General features: G+C 58.7%; 17 protein-coding genes and 1 pseudogene. 10 read left to right on the forward strand and 8 right to left on the reverse strand.

Annotation, left to right across the window (positions count from 1 at the left end; all coding sequences use genetic code 11):
• The 4 genes from HUU60_00110 to HUU60_00125 form a co-directional block, all read right to left on the reverse strand.
• Complete coding sequence (locus HUU60_00110) at positions 1–693, reverse strand: DUF1559 domain-containing protein (protein NUL81110.1); 693 nt, start codon at positions 691–693, stop codon at positions 1–3.
• An 86-nt stretch (positions 694–779) separates the two neighbouring features.
• Positions 780–1,367, reverse strand: a complete 588-nt coding sequence (locus HUU60_00115; GenBank protein NUL81111.1) for a PEP-CTERM sorting domain-containing protein — start codon at positions 1,365–1,367, stop codon at positions 780–782.
• A 3-nt stretch (positions 1,368–1,370) separates the two neighbouring features.
• Positions 1,371–2,297, reverse strand: a complete 927-nt coding sequence (locus tag HUU60_00120; GenBank protein NUL81112.1) for a hypothetical protein — start codon at positions 2,295–2,297, stop codon at positions 1,371–1,373.
• A 79-nt stretch (positions 2,298–2,376) separates the two neighbouring features.
• Positions 2,377–2,664, reverse strand: a complete 288-nt coding sequence (locus HUU60_00125) for a hypothetical protein (GenBank protein ID NUL81113.1) — start codon at positions 2,662–2,664, stop codon at positions 2,377–2,379.
• Positions 2,665–2,984: 320 nt separating this feature from the next.
• On the opposite strand from HUU60_00125, the gene HUU60_00130 reads away from it, so the two are divergent.
• Genes HUU60_00130 through cax form a run of 3 tightly spaced genes read left to right on the forward strand, consistent with a single transcriptional unit; the run spans position 2,985 to position 7,162 of the window.
• On the forward strand, positions 2,985–4,913 hold the full coding sequence (locus HUU60_00130; protein NUL81114.1) for an ATP-binding protein: 1,929 nt from the start codon (positions 2,985–2,987) through the stop codon (positions 4,911–4,913).
• Positions 4,910–6,025, forward strand: coding sequence for a metallophosphoesterase (locus HUU60_00135; GenBank protein ID NUL81115.1), 1,116 nt, complete (start codon positions 4,910–4,912; stop codon positions 6,023–6,025). The genes HUU60_00130 and HUU60_00135 overlap by 4 nt, the downstream gene beginning before the upstream one ends.
• Positions 6,026–7,162 (forward strand): calcium/proton exchanger, encoded by a 1,137-nt coding sequence (gene cax, locus HUU60_00140; protein ID NUL81116.1) that lies wholly within the window; start codon positions 6,026–6,028, stop codon positions 7,160–7,162.
• Positions 7,163–7,192: 30 nt separating this feature from the next.
• On the opposite strand, the pseudogene HUU60_00145 reads toward cax, so the two are convergent.
• Positions 7,193–8,083 (reverse strand): annotated as a pseudogene (locus HUU60_00145) (DUF1385 domain-containing protein).
• 11 nt (positions 8,084–8,094) lie between these two features.
• Positions 8,095–8,316, reverse strand: coding sequence for a 50S ribosomal protein L31 (gene rpmE, locus HUU60_00150; protein NUL81117.1), 222 nt, complete (start codon positions 8,314–8,316; stop codon positions 8,095–8,097).
• Between the two features lie 33 nt (positions 8,317–8,349).
• Here rpmE and mutY point away from each other — a divergent pair, with 33 nt between their 5' ends.
• Positions 8,350–9,447, forward strand: coding sequence for an A/G-specific adenine glycosylase (gene mutY, locus HUU60_00155; protein ID NUL81118.1), 1,098 nt, complete (start codon positions 8,350–8,352; stop codon positions 9,445–9,447).
• A gap of 212 nt (positions 9,448–9,659) precedes the next feature.
• On the opposite strand, the gene argJ is transcribed toward mutY, so the two are convergent.
• On the reverse strand, positions 9,660–10,838 hold the full coding sequence (gene argJ, locus HUU60_00160) for a bifunctional glutamate N-acetyltransferase/amino-acid acetyltransferase ArgJ (GenBank protein ID NUL81119.1): 1,179 nt from the start codon (positions 10,836–10,838) through the stop codon (positions 9,660–9,662).
• Between the two features lie 63 nt (positions 10,839–10,901).
• On the opposite strand from argJ, the gene HUU60_00165 reads away from it, so the two are divergent.
• From HUU60_00165 to HUU60_00190, 6 genes are all read left to right on the forward strand, one after another.
• Positions 10,902–12,110, forward strand: coding sequence for a hydroxyacid dehydrogenase (locus HUU60_00165; GenBank protein NUL81120.1), 1,209 nt, complete (start codon positions 10,902–10,904; stop codon positions 12,108–12,110).
• A 48-nt stretch (positions 12,111–12,158) separates the two neighbouring features.
• Entirely contained in the window at positions 12,159–13,388 is a 1,230-nt protein-coding gene (locus HUU60_00170; protein ID NUL81121.1) for a type II/IV secretion system protein, read from the forward strand.
• Between the two features lie 3 nt (positions 13,389–13,391).
• Entirely contained in the window at positions 13,392–13,829 is a 438-nt protein-coding gene (locus tag HUU60_00175; protein ID NUL81122.1) for a D-tyrosyl-tRNA(Tyr) deacylase, read from the forward strand.
• A gap of 196 nt (positions 13,830–14,025) precedes the next feature.
• Complete coding sequence (locus HUU60_00180; protein NUL81123.1) at positions 14,026–14,706, forward strand: PEP-CTERM sorting domain-containing protein; 681 nt, start codon at positions 14,026–14,028, stop codon at positions 14,704–14,706.
• Between the two features lie 54 nt (positions 14,707–14,760).
• Positions 14,761–15,495 (forward strand): hypothetical protein, encoded by a 735-nt coding sequence (locus HUU60_00185; GenBank protein ID NUL81124.1) that lies wholly within the window; start codon positions 14,761–14,763, stop codon positions 15,493–15,495.
• A gap of 63 nt (positions 15,496–15,558) precedes the next feature.
• Complete coding sequence (locus tag HUU60_00190; GenBank protein NUL81125.1) at positions 15,559–16,482, forward strand: hypothetical protein; 924 nt, start codon at positions 15,559–15,561, stop codon at positions 16,480–16,482.
• A 49-nt stretch (positions 16,483–16,531) separates the two neighbouring features.
• On the opposite strand, the gene HUU60_00195 is transcribed toward HUU60_00190, so the two are convergent.
• A complete protein-coding gene (locus HUU60_00195) occupies positions 16,532–18,460 on the reverse strand; it encodes a protein prkA (protein ID NUL81126.1) in 1,929 nt (642 codons plus the stop codon).
• Positions 18,461–18,679: the final 219 nt, after the last annotated feature.

Raw genomic sequence — 18,679 nt, forward strand, 5'->3', positions numbered from 1 at the left:
CTAATCGCGCCTCGGGTCAAATGCGTCGATCCTGCCGTCGTCCGTCCAGAGTTGGCTGAACTTTGACCACTTGACGTGCCCGTCCACATAAACATAGTTCGCGCCCTCGTCGTGCCATTGACGCGCCATCTCCTGCTCAAGATCGACATACGTGCCGCAGTTGTTGGGAAAAGACCATGCGGCGGGATGAAAGTGGTCCGCTCCGCCCGACATGTTCTCCTTAAGCTCGGCAATGTAGACCACGTTCGAAGCCGCCTTTATCAGCGCTAAGTGGTTGTAGCCCGTGCAGTGCGTGGTCATGTCGTCCACCATCAGTCGGGGCAGCATCCAAAAGTTGGTGCCGTACGAAGTCTTCCGCGTCGTAACATAGCCCTGCAACGGTTTCTCGAAGTTGATGCTCGGATCCGTCGGACATCGGTATAGCAGGCCTGTCTTGACATAAGGCTCGATCGCCCGAATCCAAACCCACGGCGCATTGGTGCCCGTGTGCGAATCGAGCGGAAACGTCTCGTCGTAATCCTGCAGATACATCTGCACACCGATGCCCATCTGCCGCATGTTGCTGGCGCATTGGGTCTGCCGCGCCTTCTCTCTCGCACGGGCAAAAACCGGAAACAGAATAGCCGCCAAAATGGCAATGATCGCGATCACCACCAACAGCTCGATTAAGGTAAAACCAACCTTCCTCTTCATTGGATACTCCCACCAACTATTATGGTTCTTAGGATTGGGATTCGCGGCCCGACGTCAGGAGCCGCCGGGCCGCGATTTTCCCTCCTTTACTTGCGGTTAAGGCGTCGTCGAGCCAGAGCCAAGCCTCCAAGACCCGTCGCAAGGGCAAACATCGAAGCCGGTTCTGGCGTTATGGCTATCCAGTAGTCTTTCGAATCGAACAGTCGGGTTCCATCGGCAGCAAGGCCGCCCTCCAATCGAAATCGAAACCATTTCTCGCCCAGTTGGGTTGTCGTAAAGACCACGTGAGCGTGGTCGCGGTTCTGGTCGAGCAGCAACGAGCCGGGCAATCCCTCGCCAAATATCGGGTCGATCTCGCCCTCGATCGTGCCGAACAATCCAGGCGCGATCCAGCGCTGCTGAACCATGGCGCGCTGCAAGGTCGGCAGGCCGTTGCTGTGAAAGATCTCGAAGCCGAGTTCGACGCCCCACAAAAGGCCGGGGATCAACTCCTCAAACTCCAGCTCCAGAATGTTGTCGTCGGTGATCTCGTCGGGTTCGACGATCTCCAGCCGAATGCCATCATGGCTCAGCTGCAGGTCGTCGTCGTGCTGGGCAAGCCCTGGCGAAACGGTCAAAGCCAGGGCGGTCAGTGCGGCCATAGCAATACGCATATGCATAGTGAACGTCCTCATTTTTTAACGAGCCTCCCCTGCCTGTCCAAAGTTAGATAGAACGATGGCCAGGTCTACGTCGTCCACCAAGCCGTCTCCATCGAGATCGGCGGTCGAGTCGTTCGTGCCGAAACTGGCCAAGACTGCGGCCAAATCGGCATCGTCGATGATATCGTCGTTGTTAACGTCTCCCAAGAAAGGAAACGCCCAGTTGAGAGAAGTTTCAACGTTGCCGAGGGTTTGAGCAGGCGCCAGTCTCGACAGGTGCTTGCTCAGCTTGGCAGCCACGTCGAACGTGCCCGATGCGTCGAATCCAACCAGATAGTCCCGTACAGCGTGCTTGTTGATCGGCTGAGAGTCGGAATGCAGCACGGTCGAGCCGTTCTTTAACTGAACGGTGATCCAAAGGTTGTATGGGTCGCCGCGATAGTGGCCGCTCGGATCGGCTTGGCCGCCGATTCGGGCCGTCCCAGGCGTCAGAAAGTAGACCCGATAAACCTGAGGGTCGTCCACCAACGGGTTGCCGCCGATGTCTCGCGCATTAACGGCGCGAAAGTCCCAAACGTAGACCTTGCGCTGACTGGTCGAAAAGATAAAGTGGTGGTGCGCCGTTCCGTTGAACGGTAGGACAAACTGGTTGGGGCAGCCGGACGCGCAGAACACGTTGCCCACGCCCGACTTGTTGCCCGTGATGCCCGGCGCAATGTAAACCGTCCGCACAGTGCACGTCTGTAGCATGGGTTGATTGGCGCCGTCGGGATAGTAGAAGTCCATCCCCACATCGGACAGAAAGAAGCCCTGCACGCTGCTCATGGTGCGAATCGGATGCGGCTGCGGCTGGACGACGCGAACGATCGCATTGCCTGCGCCAAAAAGTATGTCCGTATCGTGCTGAGCGATGCCAATGACCGGCGTCGACAGAGCCAATACTGCGATGAATGCTCGATGCATTGTTTGTTGCCTCCTTGTTAGAAAATCGCTGGTCGGTGGCCGCCGAGGCGGCACAGAGCGCTGTTAAGAAAACAAGGACTTAGGCAACCGGGGGCGCGCGGGGTACAGCCGGGCGAGCGTCTTCGACGCTCGCTTCTCGCTCATAAGCAAAATAGACGGGAGCGGGCTGTTCAATGAGGATCGTAAGGGCGCAGACATCGACGATAATGGGCGCGTCGACGATCTGGCTGTGAACGATACAGAGTTGGCACGAAGGCTTGGCCTCGTGGCCGTCATGATGGATGAGGCCGTGCGCCAGGTCGCCGCCCAACAGGGCGACCGCCCAAACGAACGTCCAAACGACCATAATCCGGCGAAGGCTACTCATGCCAAATGCATTATAGCACGATTTCGAGGATTTGTGGCGGCTGTCGGAGCGCGTTTTGAATCGCCGTGCCGGCAGTCATCCTTTGCGTATCTTAGTGCCCTTAGCGTGAAACAATACCGTTTCGAGCGGGCTTTCAGTCAGACTCAAGGTCTAAGCGCGCCTGCGTTGGCTGGAGTCAGAATCCGCCGCAAGCTTCTGAACGGCCTTTCGAGAAAATGTAGCGCAACCCTGTGCCGAACGCCGGGATCGAGAGTTGGGCCCTGTAAGACGACTTTGTGCAATCGTAGGTACAAGGCAGTCGGTATACTCTGCTACTCATCATGGACGAGCGACCTATCGGACGGGTCATAGGGACGGAGAGCAAACCCAACACCGCTTACCGCTTTTACTTCTGGGCGCCGCTCGACGCCCGCATCGGCATCGGTTCGCTGGTCGTCGTGCGCCATGGCGAATTGAGAGTTTGGGGCGTGGTGGAGGAAGGCCACGGTTACAACGACGCTCAGACGCCCTTTTACGACTATTTGGGTTTTGACGGCGACCCGAATGCGTTGCCGCCCACTCAAAGGCCAGAGATGCGACTGTACGAGGCCGCCGTGCTGCGGCGCGACCCCGATTCGCCCGTCCAGCCCGTACCCATCGCGCCCGTCTATCTCTCGAGCGGCGAGGACGTCTCGCTTTCGCTGCGCATGGACGACATCCCCGAAGCGCGGCGCATTCCCGTCGGTGCGCACGACAACGACGGCGTTATCTCGCCGATTTGCGTCGATGCCGATTTTCTGATCGGCCCGGAAGCCGGGCATCTAAACGTTACCGGCGCCAGCGGTTTAGCGGCGAAGACGAGCGCGATCCAATTTGTGCTGGCGTCCCTCTTTCAAAAGGCCGCTGGGAGCCTTGCTGTGGTCTGTTTCAACGTTAAGGGCGGCGACTTGCTATTTCTGGACCAACCGCCTGCGGAAGCGCTGCCGGAAGAGGACTTGAAGATTTACGAGGCGGTGGGAATTGATCCAAAGCCGTTCGAGAAGGTTCGCTACTATGCGCCGCTTCGAGAGGATTTGGTGAATCTGGCTTCTTTGCGAACCCATCCCGATCTTGTCGGCGATGTCAGGCCCTTGCAGTGGGGCTTGCGCGAGGTGATGCGATACGCCGAGATCACGATGAATCGGGACGATGTGGATGCCCGCGCCGATGCTTTTTTGAGCTTCTTGCGCCAGCGCGTGGTCGATCCGGGCGAGTATGAATTTGACGATGGGTTCAAGTTGCCGGTTACGAACTTCGAGGAGCTTAAAGTCTGGTTCGACCGGGCGCTGCGCGAGATCGAGCAGAGCCGCGACGAGCGCTGGCATTCTCACGCCGTGCAGACGATACGAAAGGTCTTCAATCGCGTCAACAATCTCACCGTTCGCTATGCGGGGCTGGTGTCTTCGGGCAACGAGACGCTCGACTTGCCGTGGGGCGAGTTCGAGGATCGTGCGATTTACGCGATCGATATGGCCAATCTTCGAGCCGAAGCCCAAGATTTGATTTTTACCCGCGTGATCAGCGAGCTTCGCGAGCGGATGGAGAATCAGGACTTGGGCGTGGATCGGGTGGTTGTGGTGGTGGACGAGCTGAACCAGTATGCCGAGTCGAGCGGGCAGGAGACTTACATTCTGCGCACTCTGCGCGACATATGCGCCCGGGGACGATATTTAGGCTTGACGCTGTTTGGCGCTCAGCAGTTTCGCAGCCGTATCGATCGGCAGATTGTGGGCAACTGTTCGACCGCCTTTTATGGCCGATCCGAGATGGAGGAACTGGCGCAGGCGCCCTATCAGATATTTACGCCCGCTATCAAGGAGAAGTTGGGCACATTGAGGGTGGGCGAGATGTTGGTGCGGCATCCGTACTTTGCTCAACCGGTTTGGGCGCGCTTTCCCAGGCCGCCGGTGATGTCGGGCAAGGACGGCATGGCCAAATATCCGCCTGAGAGGCTTCCGTTTGCCGATGCGGTCGTCGCGCGGCTTCGAGCGGAGTATCCCAACCTAAGGCCGAACGAGGTTTACGACGCATTGTCGGGAAGACAGAACGATCAGGCGGCGGTCAACGCGCTTGTCAAGACCCTGAGCGCCAAGCCAAAAGCGGACGAGGCGCTGCGGTTTTTTGCCGGTTTGTTAGGGAAGCCCATTGTAGAAACCTCGCCTCGGCCGCCCATTGCCGACTATCCGACGGACGACCCGACTTCGCTTTCGGAGGACGATCCGTTCAAATGAAGATCGCCCATCTGAGCGACGTTCATTTGGGCTATCGGGATTTCAACCGCACCGATCCGACCGGCATCAACCAGCGGCAAAAGGATGTGGAGCAGGCTTTTGTCAACGCGCTCAAAGTCTGTTTGGAGATCGAGCCCGACCTGATCATTATCGCGGGCGACCTGTTTCATGCCGTGCGCCCCACCAACTACACTGTGGTAGCGGCGTTCAACCATTTGGCTCGGTTTCAAGACCATCGCAACCATAAGCCGCTTCTCATCGTTGCGGGCAATCATGAGACGCCCAAGACGGCCGAGGCGGGCAATATTCTCGCCCTGTTTCGCAATATCCGGGGCATTACCGTCGTTACGGATCGAATTGAGCGGGTACGGCTCGAAGAGTTTGGCGCGTCCGTGCTTTGCGTGCCTTCTCGCGGCGTGCGAGACATTCAACCGACCTCGCTGGCGCCCGACCCCAAGTCTGCGGTGAATTTGTTGTGCGTGCACGGGCCTCTGCAGGATGTTGGGCGGTATCGATCCGACTCGTCGCTTCCCCAGAGCCATGTGATCAAGGCGGGATGGGACTATATCGCCCTGGGCGATTATCACGTGTTTCAGCAACTGTCTCCCAATGCCTGCTATTCGGGTTCGACAGAGTACACGACCACCAACATTTGGGAAGAGTTGACCGTGTCCAAAGTGGTCGTCGAGTACGACACAGACACTAAGGCGCTGACCAAGCATGAGATTCCCCAGGCTAGGAAGTTTCTCGATCTGCCGATCATCGATGCCTCGGGGCTAGAGCCTGCCGAGGTTTTGGAGGCGATGGTCGGCAATGCCAAAGAGATCGACGATGCGGTGGCGCGGCAAAAGATTGTCGAGATCGATTTTGAGAAGCGGCGGCGCGTATCGGGCGAGATTGTGCGTCAGCTCAAGTCTCGCGCGCTCCATTACAAGATGATTTTCGAGGCGCCGCACTCGCTCTCAGTGGCTGCCGGCCGTTCTCTTACGCACGGTCGCACGCTTGAGGAGTCATGGTCGGAGTTTATGGCGACGGCAGAGTTGCCGAAGACGATCGACCGTCGGGCTGTGGTGGCGCTGGGCACGAAGTATCTTCAGGAGGCTGCCGAATAGATGTTGAAACAGCTCGCAAGACCCTCGCTCAACTGGCTGCTCGTCTTCTTCCCTCTGGCTATCGTGTTGGAGGTCGCGCACGCTCGCTTTCATGCTTCTTGGTCGACGCCGACGCTCATCTTCGTCGCTTCGTGCATCGCCATTATTCCTATGGCCGGATGGATGGGGCATGCTACAGAACGGCTTGCGGCGCGGTTGGGAGAAGGCATCGGGGGGCTATTGAACGCGACCTTTGGCAATGCGGCGGAGATGATTATCGCTATCGTCGCGCTGATCAAAGCGGCCCAAGATCCCTCTCGCGCGGAGTTTATGCACGGCATCATCAAGGCGTCGCTCACCGGCTCGATCATTGGGAACGCGCTGCTCGTTTTGGGGTTAGGGCTGTTAGTGGGGGGCGTCCGGCATCCGTCTCAGCGGTTTAATCCGACAGCGGCTCGGGCGTCGGCCACTTTGCTGACGTTGGCCGTTGCCGCGCTCTTTATGCCTGCGCTGTTTCATCACTTTGGCAATCGCGAGGCGGCCGTCGTACAGGATTTGAGCCTCGAAATCAGTATTGTGCTTTTGCTGGTTTACGGGCTGAGCCTTGTGTTTGCGCTCAAGACCCACAAGCATCTTTATGTAGGCGAGACGGCGGAAGTGGAAGAGGGATTAGCGCATCATCATGGCGAGGCGCAATGGTCGGTCGGCAAGTCGATGACCGCGCTAGTGCTGGCTACTATCGGCGTATCGATCTTGGCGCATATGATGGTCGGTTCGGTCGAAAGCACGGCAGAGGCGGTCGGGTGGAGCGAACTGTTCGTCGGCGTGATCGTTGTGGCGATCGTCGGCAATGCGGCGGAACACAGCACGGCGGTGATAGCGGCCTATCGCAATCGTATGGATTTGAGCATGACCATTGCGCTCGGCTCGTCGATCCAGATTGCGCTCTTTGTCGCGCCGGCGTTAGTCCTGCTCGGGTACGCGCTGGGCCGGCCGCTCGATCTGCTCTTCACCGTGCCCGAGATCGCGGCCATCTTCCTTTGCGCTTTGGTCGTCAGCCAGATTTCCGTCGACGGGGAGAGCAACTGGCTGGAGGGGGTCATGCTGCTCACCCTCTACCTCATGATGGGCGCCCTCTTCTTCTACCTGCCGTCGTAGGAAGGGATCGACGTCGTTCTCCATATCGATCACGGCCTGCAGCGAGGCGACGGAGACCTCGATCTGGTCGTCCGTCGGTTCGCGCGTGGTCAGGTATTGGCTCCAAAGCCCCGGCGCCAACAGATATTTGGCCAGAAAGCCATCGCGGTACTTGCCTGCAAAGCGGATGATTTCGTATGTGAAGCTGGCGATCCAAGGTAGTACGGCCAGATGCATCGGCAGACGGATATAGATGGGGGGCCGTCCCATGAGCGAAAAGACGAAGATTGCGACCACCAGGACTAATAGCACGAAGCTGGTGCCGCAGCGCGGGTGCAGGCGCGTTTGGGCGCGAGCGTTTTCGACCGTGTTTTCTAATCCGGCTTCCAGCGCGTTGATCGCTTTGTGTTCGGCGCCGTGGTATTGAAAGACGCGGCGAATGTCGGGCATGAGGCCGATGGCGCCGACGTAGCCCAAGAAAATGCCGATACGGATCGCGCCTTCGGCCAGATTGATTTGAAAGTTGTCCCAATGCGCTCGTTTGAGCACATCGGCCAGATAGGTGGGCAGCGCGAAGAAGAGCAACAGCCCCAGCCCAATGCTGACAAAAATGGTCGCGCCGATGGCCAGGTCGTTGAGCGACTTGGGCATCGGTTTGGCGTCAGGGTCGTTTTCTAGTTGAACCGTGCTGGAGAAGTTGAGCGCCCGAATGCCCAGCGCGAGGCTGTCGATGAGCATCAGCGCTCCGCGCAGGAAGGGCTTATTGAGAAATTGCAACCGACCCAGCCAGCCTTTGGCGACGGGCTCGGCGCGCAATATGATCTGGCCGTCGGGCGCGCGGCAGGCGACGGCAAAGTAGCGCGGGCTGCGCATCATCACCCCTTCGATGACCGCCTGCCCGCCGTATCGCCAATAGGCTTGCTTACCGCTTTCTGCCGGCATTGACCGTGCGGCTACTTCTTGGCCTGGCCAAAGTTCTGATACTTCTTCATGAACTTCTCGACCCGGCCCTCGGTGTCCACAATGCGCATGCCGCCCTCGCCCCGAAAGACGGGATGGCACGCCGCGCATATTTCAACCCTCACCTCGTCCCGAACGGAAAGGGTCTGAAACGTATTGCCGCAACCGCAAGTAACCGTAACGGTTTGAACCGTTGGATGGATTCCTTTCTTCATTCTTGATCTCCGAGCGTACTATTATACACGACCATGGATCGGCTGCGCGCCTTGCTGTTGGATTGGTACGACCGCAACAAGCGGGCGCTGCCTTGGCGCGATTCGAACGATCCCTATCGCATTTGGCTGGCCGAGGCGATGCTTCAGCAGACGCAGACCGCGACCGTGCTTCCTTATTACGAGAGGTTCGTTCAGCGGTTCCCAACGATCCAAACTCTGGCCGATGCCGATCAGAGCGAGGTGGAGAAGGCGTGGGAGGGGCTTGGCTACTATTCGCGGGCGCGAAATCTGCGGAAGGCGGCGCGTATGGTGATGGAGGAGCTTGGCGGCGAGCTTCCCCAGGAGGCGAGCGATTTGCAGGGTCTGCCGGGCATTGGTCGATATACGGCGGGGGCGGTTTCTAGCATTGCTTTTGGTCGGCGTGAGCCTGTGGTGGACGGGAATGTGGAGAGGGTTATATGCCGGGCGTTTGCGTTGGACATGCCGGCCGGGAGCGCGAGGAATCGTCGGTTGTGGGAGATTGCCGCAGAATTGGTGGATCCGGAGCGACCGGGGGATTTTAACCAAGCGTTGATGGAACTGGGCGCGACGGTCTGTACCAAGCACAATCCTTTGTGCGGCGAATGTCCTTGGCGCGATGCGTGCAAGGCGTTTGCCGATGGGGTCGTTGAGGATTTGCCCAGGCCTAAGGAGCGGCCTGCAGGGGTGAGGATGACTGTGGCTTGCGCAATCGTGCGCCGAGGCGAGGAGATTGCGGTCGCGCGGCGCGTTGAGGGCGGGCTGTGGGGCGGTTTGTGGGAGTTTCCGCAGGCGAGCGTTTTTGAAGGGGAGGACGCTGAGAGCGCGGCGCGGCGGGCTGCTTTGGCTATCGGGCTGACGGCAGGTCGGTTGTCTGCAGTCGGACGGTTTCGGGCTCAGGCGACGCATCGGAGGATCGAGCTTTGTGCTTTTTTTGGGCTGATGGAGAGCGGCGAGATGGAGGCGGATTTCGGGCCGGAGTCTCAGAGAAGGCCGGACACTGTGCTGCCCGGGCCTTATTCGGATGCGCGTTGGGCATCTCTGGATGAACTCTCTTCGTTAGCGATGTCGGCTCCGATGCGAAGGGTTGTCAAGGCGATTTCAGGGGGCTGATTCGTACTCAAAATTGTGCTACATTTGCAAAAAATCCCGTTCGTTTGGCTCGCGGGGACGCTCGCCCTCCCGGACGGTTTGTGGCGTTTCGGCTCGCCCTCTCTTTGTTCTCGGTTGGAGTTGAACGGGAATCTCTCGATCTGTAGCACAATTCTAAGTACGAATCAGCCCAAGTCTTTTAGCTCGCGGGGACGCTCGCCCTCCCGAGCGCCCTAAGTTCTGTAGGCCGAGTTGATCGTTACATATTCGTGCGACAGGTCGCACGTCCAGTAGACCGCGCGGCCGTCGCCCGGGCCGATCGACAACTCGATCGCGATCTCGGAAGCTTTGAGCGCCTCGGCCATCGGTTCTTCCGCGCCTTCCACTGGCGTTCCCCGTTCCAGCGCCAAAATGCCCTGGATGGAAAGGCGGCAGGCGTTCAGATCGAAGGGCACGCCCGCTCGACCGGCCGCGGCCAGGATGCGCCCCCAGTTCGGGTCCTCTCCGTGCAGAGCGGTCTTGACCAACGGCGATTCGGCAATGGTCTTGGCGATCTGCTTGGCGGAGGCCTTGTCGGCAGCGCCCGTTACTCGAATCTCCGCCAACTTGGTCGCGCCCTCGCCGTCTCGCACAATCATCTTGGCCAATGCTTGGCAAACCTCCAGCAGCGACGTTACGAAGAGGTCGTGATTGGCCGCTGCGACGCCCGAAGCGCCGTTAGCCATCACAATCGCCATGTCGTTCGTGCTGGTGTCGCCGTCCACCGTGATGGCGTTGAAAGAATCGTCCACGGCGCGGCGCAGAGCGGCATCCAGCGCTTCTCGCTCTACCATGGCATCGGTGGCGATAAAGGCGAGCATGGTGGCCATGTTGGGCGCTATCATGCCGGCGCCCTTGGCCACGCCGCCAATGCGGTAGACGCCTTCTGGCGTCTCCACATCGATGGCGGCGCGCTTGGTGTATCGGTCTGTGGTCATCATTGCTTCGGAGAGAGCGGCGTCGTCCGTGCTCAACTTAGAGAAGAGATCGGGAAGCGCGGCTTCGATCTTTTCTATCGGCAAGGGCGCGCCGATCAGACCGGTGCTGGCCACGGCAACTCCCAAGGGCATGCAGTTGAGGCGCTCAGCCGTCGCCTCTGCCATTCGCCGAGCGCGCACCAGCCCCGATTCGCCCGTAACGCAGTTGGCGTTGCCGCTGTTGACGATCGCCGCATGGCAGCCGATGCCAGATCGAACGGCGCTCTCCGTCCAAATCACCGGCGCGGCGCGAGCAACGTTCTGGGTGAAGACTCCCGCGATCTGCGCCGGAGGTTCCGATACGATTAGACCGAGGTCCAGCAAACCCGGCTTCTTGATGCCGCACCAAACGCCCGATGACCGAAAGCCTTGCGGATGGCACACGCCCTTGTTCAGTATCACACCTGAGCGATTCGACAAGCCGTCCGCCGGTTCCTACGAGATTCGGTAGAATCGGTCATGCCTGTTATACTGGTCGCCGACAAGTTTGAGAAGTCCGGTCTCGATGGTCTAAACGCGCTGGGCTGCGAGGTTGTCTTTCGCCCGGATGCAAAGGACGATGAACTGGTGGAAGCGGTGCGTTCTTCAAGCCCGTCGATCCTGATCGTTCGGGGCACAAAGGTCTCCGAAGCCGCCTTGTCCGCCGGTCCGCTAGAGTTAGTCGTGCGCGCGGGCGCCGGATACAACACTATCGATGTGGCCGCCGCGTCGCGTTTGGGCATTTTGGTGGCCAACTGCCCCGGTAAGAACGCCATCGCGGTGGCGGAACTGGCTATGGGGCTGATTCTGTCGTTGGACAGGCGGATACCCGACAACGTCGCCGACTTGCGGCAGGGACGCTGGCGAAAGAAGGCCTACAGTGAGGCGAAAGGTCTCTATGGCAGAACCCTGGGGCTGATCGGCCTGGGGAATATCGGGCTGGAAACGCTCGCTCGCGCTAAAGCGTTCGGGCTGAAGTGCATCGCCTGGAGCCGTTCGCTGACTCCCGAAAAGGCGGAGCTCTTGGGGGTTGGGTTCGCAGAATCGCCCATTGACGTTGCCCGGAACTGCGACATCGCCAGCGTGCACCTTGCTTTGAATAACGAGACGCGCAATCTCTTGGGACGCGACTTTTTTGCCGCAATGAAACCCGGCGCGTTTTTTATCAACACTTCTCGCGCCGAGGTGATCGATCAGGCTGCGTTGACGGACGCCGTGCGCGAGAAGGGCCTTCGTGCAGGGCTGGACGTGTTCGACGAGGAGCCGACATCGGGCGAAGGCGAGGTCGATGCGCCGATCTTTCAGATGGAAGGCGTCTACGGCACGCATCATATCGGCGCCAGCACCGAGCAGGCGCAGGAGGCCATCGCCGCCGAGACCGTGCGCATTGTGCGCGAATATCTGACGACCGGCCATGCGCCTCACGCGGTCAATTTGGCCAAACGCTCGCCCGCGGTCGCAATGCTGGCGGTTCGCCATTTCGATCGCGTTGGGGTCTTGGCGCACGTGTTCGATTGCTTGCGCGATGCGGGGATCAACGTGCAAGAGACAGAAAACGTCGTCTTTGAAGGCGCGGAGGCCGCGGTCGCTCGGATTCACTTGGATCGCAAGCCGGACGAGCGGGCGCTGAGCAGCATCAAAGAGTGCCAGGACATCATCTCGATCAGCCTGGTCGATCTGAAGCCTTAGGTTATAATATCCAGCATGAATCCTGCCGGCACGCGCGGATCCGGCCGCGTGTTTCGCATCCTGATGCGCCAGTCCGGAATGCTGCGCGAGATGGGCGGCGAGCTGTCGCAAGCGGTCCAACGCGTCGATTGGATGTTTATACAGGCCCTCGAACAGGGCGTTTCGGACATTCACCTGCACCCCGAACGCACCGCGCTCCGCATTCGATTCCGAGTGGACGGGGCGCTTCATGAGTTTGAGGTCATCAACGACTTGGAGCTGACTCAGGCCATGCTGGCGCGCATCAAGCTGGCGGCCAACATGCACCTGGACGAGAAGCGCGACACGCAAGACGGGCGCATCGACATGGAGTATCTGGATCGCAAGCTGAGCGCTCGCGTCTCGTGCATTCCGTCGCTCAATGGCGAGCGGATCGTCATGAGAATTTTGGACCCGGCTCAGATGCGGGTCGATCTGGACAAATTGGGCATGCCGCCCGACGTGCTGCAGGGCTGGAAGCGGTCGCTGATGACGGCGCACGGGATGCTGGTTGTAACCGGCCCAACGGGTTCTGGAAAAACTTCGACCCTCTATGCATCGATCAACACGCTGGACAGAAAACGCCGTAACATTGTAACGGTCGAGGATCCGGTCGAGTACGAGTTTAGCGACAATATCATGCAGGTGCCGGTTTCGGAGAAGATCACCTTCCCCCGCGCCCTAAGGGCGATGCTGCGGCACGACCCGGACGTGATCATGATCGGCGAGATTCGAGACGGCGAATCGCTGGAGATCGGTATTCAAGCGGCCTTGACGGGGCACTTGGTGCTTTCGACTCTGCACACCAACGACGCCGTGGAGAGCGTCAGCCGAATGATCGACATGGGCGCCGAGCCTTACTTGATCGCCGCGGTGCTCCGCTGTGCGATGGCGCAACGCTTGGTGAGGATGATCTGCGCGGAGTGCCGCACTCAAGGCACGGCCACGCCCGAAGAGCTGGCCGCGCTGAAGATTCCACCAGAAGCGGCCGCCCAGACGAAGGTAGCGGTCGGTCGCGGCTGCCAATCGTGCCGGGGCACCGGTTTTCGGGGTCGAGTGGCGATTATGGAGCACATGAACGTTTCGGCGGCGCTGCGCGAGGCTATTGTAACCCGCGCATCGGGCGACGACGTGGCGGCGATCGCCAAGAAAGAAGGCATGACGACGATGCTGGAAGACGGGCGGGACAAGGTGTTGCGCGGCGTAACGACGCCGGGAGAAGTGATCCAGGCCGTCTATGCCGGTTTGGCGCCTGGTTAGCCCATGCGAGCGATCGTTCAGCGCGTATCGCGAGCCCGCGTGGTTGTGGACGACGATGTATCGGGCGAGATCGGGCTAGGCATTCTGGCTTTGGTCGGCGTGAGCAAAGAGGACGACGAATCGAACGCGCTGGCCTTAGCGCGAAAGGTGGTCGGCCTGCGCATTTTCAACGACGACCAAGGCAAGATGAACCTTGATCTGGCCGCTGTAGGCGGTGCGATCTTGGCAGTCTCCAACTTCACTCTCTATGGCGATACCAGTCGCGGTCGGCGGCCGGGCTTCGATCAGGCGGCGGGATACGAGCAGGGCGAGCGGCTGTACGAGCGCTTTTGCCAGGCTTGCATCGAGTTAGGGGCTGCTGTCGAGCGCGGCGTCTACGGCGCGGACATGCAGGTCGAACTGGTCAACTCCGGTCCAGTAACGCTGATTGTGGAGGGTTGATTCTTACTGTCAAAATTGCAGGAAACAATTCTCACGCGGGCATCGTCAGAGATGCTAAGTCTTATCATCTTTCGATAGGAGGGTATCTCGTCATGCGCGCACTTGCATTTGTCTTTTTTCTCTTGCTTGCTTTGCCCGCGCCGATTTGGGGCGCGTGTTCATCGACCTTTCTGGGCCTTTCGCAGAACCGCCCCCGTTGAGCGAGCAGACGCCTCATTGGGCGGGGATTCCTATCGACACGCTGCACGTGCTGCCCGGCTGCTACTTTCGAATCACGGTCGGGATAGAGTTCGACTTTCGCGCGTCCCGAACGCACTGGAACATCATGAACGTGTTCCTTGACTTTCGAGACGACTCGCCCGACGGCTCGCTCGAAGAGTTGCTGTCCGTTCATCAATACGACCCGACCAACGTAAGAGGCAACGCCCGTTTCCATACAGATATCGATCACATGGGAAGCAACCGTGTTGTGGCGGCAGCAGGCCGCCTTCATGCCGATTCTGTCAATCCTGGCAACACCGACGTGCCGATAGCGACTGAAAATGGAGCTGCCTTCAAGTTCATCTATCCGGGTACTCAGGCCATTTATCAACCGCCAGTTTTTGTCGGCCACTTCTTGGTGCGGGTCAGTCCTGATGCGCCAGAGTACGAGGAGATAACTATCTCGACCACTCGGCAGAGCCCTGTCGGCAGGCCGGGAGTTACACTGAGATCGTGCATGGTCAGCTATGATTCCACCTACTACTTCCACGACGATGGCATCGTCGAGTATGGCGGAGGAAACGTCGTGCCCGAGCCGGCCAGTCTGACGGCATTAGCAACGGCACTGATGCTGGCTGTGCTTCGAAAGAAACGGCTTCCGGGCATTGCAAAATAAGCGATTGCGTGCTATACTTAGTAATAGATCGTCAACTACTGTAAGGAGACCATCATGAATCTTGTCATTGCGGTGGCCGTCAGTAGCATCTGGGTTTCATCTTTTGCGGCTATCCTCCCTAGTCTATCGCTCACAAATCCTTCAGTTTGCTTTGCTACTAGCGCACATCAAATCCAGGCTAGTGCCGACTTGATTGCACTATTTGACTTTGAGCCAAAGATGCAAGTCGGCATCGGCGCTGACATGAACTTAAACTATGGATCGTTTCAGGATTACAGAGTCACGCCCAAACGCGAAACGGCGGAACCGCACGATCACTATGCGGACTTCAGAAGATCAGAGCCGCGGATTGACGATTTCGCTTGGGTTCATTTGCTATTATCTTCGCTTGACGATCCTATATGCGATGGTTGCGAGCCAGTGCAGTCGCAATTCTATGAATGCGGCCACTATACTCCTAATCCTTATGAGCCCTGCGACGACGAGAAGTGCATCATTAACACCATCGATTCTGCTACCTGCGAGTATAATCCGGCTGGCGATCCGGGTAACAACAAGTGTGAGGCGAACCCCATACCGAACACCATAGGCGTGTCCCAAGAACTTGTCCTCAATTTCTACTGGAAACCAGATTGCCAGGAAGTTGAATACCACCACTGGATAACTACTTATCAAGGATGCGATACATGTTCGTTTTCCTCATGGTTTGTTCGATGCGATGTATCGGGATGTTACGGCATCTCGCTGGGGAGCAGTATTCGGGCGGTCAAGAATGAGTGCGGCTGTTGATGCTATTTGGTTTGAGGCAAATATGACTTAGAAATAGTAAGCACAACCCATTAAGGAGGCTGAATGATGAGAAACCTTATGTCGATTAGTATCGCGGTAGCTTTGGCGCTGCCGTCTGGCGCAGACCTGCTCGACCAGCTTAAAGATGTCGATCGATCTAGCGTTACTTTGATCGGTCGCCTGACCCAGCCAGCGGACTTGCTCGTTGCGGAGTTCGGGCGCGTAACGTTCTCCGTGAGTTGGACCACGGACGGCAGTCGATACGGCTACTGTCTGTCCGATGCGACCTATCCAGAGCCGCCGATCTATTTGGCGCCTCAAAATCGGGCCGCCAAAATCACCTACGACAAGAACTCCGCCATGCAGATCTTCCGATCCGTCGAGGAAGCGGGCGTCTTGGAGATTGACGGCGGATACCACCTTCAGATCGCCCGATTCATGGCTGTCGAACCATCGGGCCAAATCAACGACTCTGGCCAAGAATCGAGGCTGCAAACTTGGCGCAGGCGCGACGAATTCGGATGGCTGGCCAAGAAGGCGCTCTGGATGGCCGGTCGCGGCTTCTCCGAGATGCTGAGCTCTATCGACAGCCAGACGATCGAGAATGGTCTGACCAAAGCGGAAGGCCCCGCATCGTGGGCCGGGATTGCCGGCAACCTTACGATCTGGGTCGAGCCGACGTCCTTCTTAGTCAGACGCGCCGAGTTTCGCCGCACTGGGCAGACCGAGGTCTCTATCAAGATGACTACCAGCGGCACGTTGAGCGACGGCGCGGCCAAGGCGGCGCAATCGGGCCGATTAGAGAACCGAATGGGCGCCGGAACTTGGTTCGTGGACGAAGCTTCTTTCACCGGTCTCCAGGCAAGGTTCGACGGCGAACTGATGCTGCGCGCGATCGATAAGACGCGAGGGACGCCCGAGCAGAAGACCGTGCGGCACGACTATCGGCACAACTCTTCCAAGCCGATGATCGCTCGCCTGCCTTAAGACGCAAAGCCGCCCGGCAAGCCACTAACTTGCCGGGCGGCTTTCATGCTTATCGATTCAGCAGGGTTCCGACGTATCTCAGCGCTTCGTTGGCGCAGGTCGCGCAGTAGCCGCCTTCCTCTGCCATACGGTTTACCACGTCGTTAATCTTTCTCAGTTGGTCGGGGTCGGGCGTCTTGGCCGAGGTCGTGATCTTGACGATGTCCTTTAGGTCGGCAAAGAGCTTTCGCTCGATCGCTTCTCTCAGGCGCTCGTCGCTGCCAATCTCGAATCGCGCGCCGCGTCGAGCCAGCGATGCCACGCTTCTTAGCACGCCCTCGCGAAACTCGCGCTTGGCGTTATCGCTGACGCCGATCTGCTCTTCGATGCTGCGCATCAGCTTCTCGTCGGGGTCCAGCTCTTCGTCGGTTATCGGGTCGTTCACCTTCGTCTTGTTGCAGTAGGCGTCCACGTTGTCCAGGTAGTTCTCTACTAGGGTCTTGGCCGCCTCTTCGTACGAGTAGACGAAGAAGCGCTGAACTTCCTTCTTGATCAGCTCGTCGTATTCTTTTCGAGCGTCGTCCAGCATGGTCAGAAGCTTCTTGCGCTCTTCCTCGCTGCTGGTGTGCTCTACCAGGCCGTCGCGCAAGGATCGCAGCACATCGATAGGCGTGATGCAGGCCTTGCTGGTTACCATCGATGCCGATAGCCGATTGAGAATGAAGCGCGGCGAGACGCCGTTCATGCCTTCGTCGCCGTACTCTTCTCGAAGCTCTTTAACGTGCCGCTGGTCCCAGTCGCCCACTTGTCGCTCGCCGTCGTACAGTTTCATCTTGGTCAGCAGCGACATGCCGCTCTTCTTGGGCGGCTTCAGTCGGCTCATGATGGCGAACATGGCGGCGGAGCGCAGCGCGTGCGGCGCGATGTGCACCTTGGCCAGCTCGTTGGTCTCGTCGTTCCATTGAGACTGGTGGATCAGCTTGTCGTAAATGCGCACCTCTTGGCCGACTTGCAGGTTGTAGGGCACCTTCACCACGAACATTCGGTCGATCATTGCCTCGTTCTCCTTGTTGGAGAAGTAGCTATTGAACTCGTATTCGTTGGTGTGCGCCACCACTACAGTGTCGGTGTAGATGAGCGAGAATCGACCGATCTTGATCATTTGCTCGCCCGCTACGGTGTTCAGCTCGTATAAGAATCGCTTGTCGGCCTTCAGCATCTCGATGAACTCCATGATGCCGCGGTTGGCCTTGTTCAGTTCGCCGTCGAAGTTGTAGACCCGCGGGTCCGATTCGACGCCGATCTGGGTCAGCAGGTTGAGGTTGACGCTGCCGGTGAGTTCGGAAACGTCCTGAGACTTGGGGTCGCTGGGCTTAAACGTGCCCACGCCGACTCGGTCTCGCTCGGAGAGCAAGATTCTCACGACGGGCACCGATTCGAAATTATCGCCCCATTCGTGGCTCATGCGCCAGCGGCACACAGGGCAGAGGTCGCCTTCGATGTGCACGCCGTATCGCTTCTTAAACTCGGCGCGAAGCTCCTCGGGCACTAGGTGGAGCGGCTCTTCGTGCATGGGGCAGTCCTTAATGGCGTAGACCGCGCCCGATTCTGCCTTGGAGAACTTCTCCAGTCCCCGCTTAAGCATGGTTACCAAAGTCGACTTTCCCCCGCCCACCGGGCCGACCAGCAGCAGAATTCGCTTCCGCACATCCAGCCGCTTGGCCGCCGGAGCCAGATACTCCTCGACCAGATGCTGCAGCGTACGATCCATGCCGTACAGCTCGGTGGTAAAGAACTTGTAATCCTTTGGGAGATCGTCCCCGCGCTCTATCATGCCGTCTGCCGCCACCATCTCGTAGAGGCGCGCATGGGCGAGGCTGGCGACCTTTGGATCTTTGGCCACAGCCTCCAGGTAGTCGGCAAAAACGCCTTCCCACTGGACCTGCTTGGCCAGCCGCCTCTGTTCGTCCATCTGCTTCAGAAAATCAGCAGTATTCATTTTCTTCCTTAAACCCCCTTGATTGACCTCCCGTGGGTGCGGGTTCCCCCATTGGGGGATCATCGGTCTGTCAGCGCCTCATGTTTTGCACAGCGTCGCCACGAACGGTTTGACGCTCGCCCGAGGTTTATGTTCCACATCCTTTGGGCGGGTTTGAGAAGCGTCCCATAATCTATATGCAACGGGCCAGAAGTTTGTAAAGCCTGCAGGGAGTCAACC

The organism is Armatimonadota bacterium (assembly GCA_013359125.1).
In the GTDB taxonomy this organism is placed as follows: domain Bacteria; phylum Armatimonadota; class Fimbriimonadia; order Fimbriimonadales; family GBS-DC; genus JABWCR01.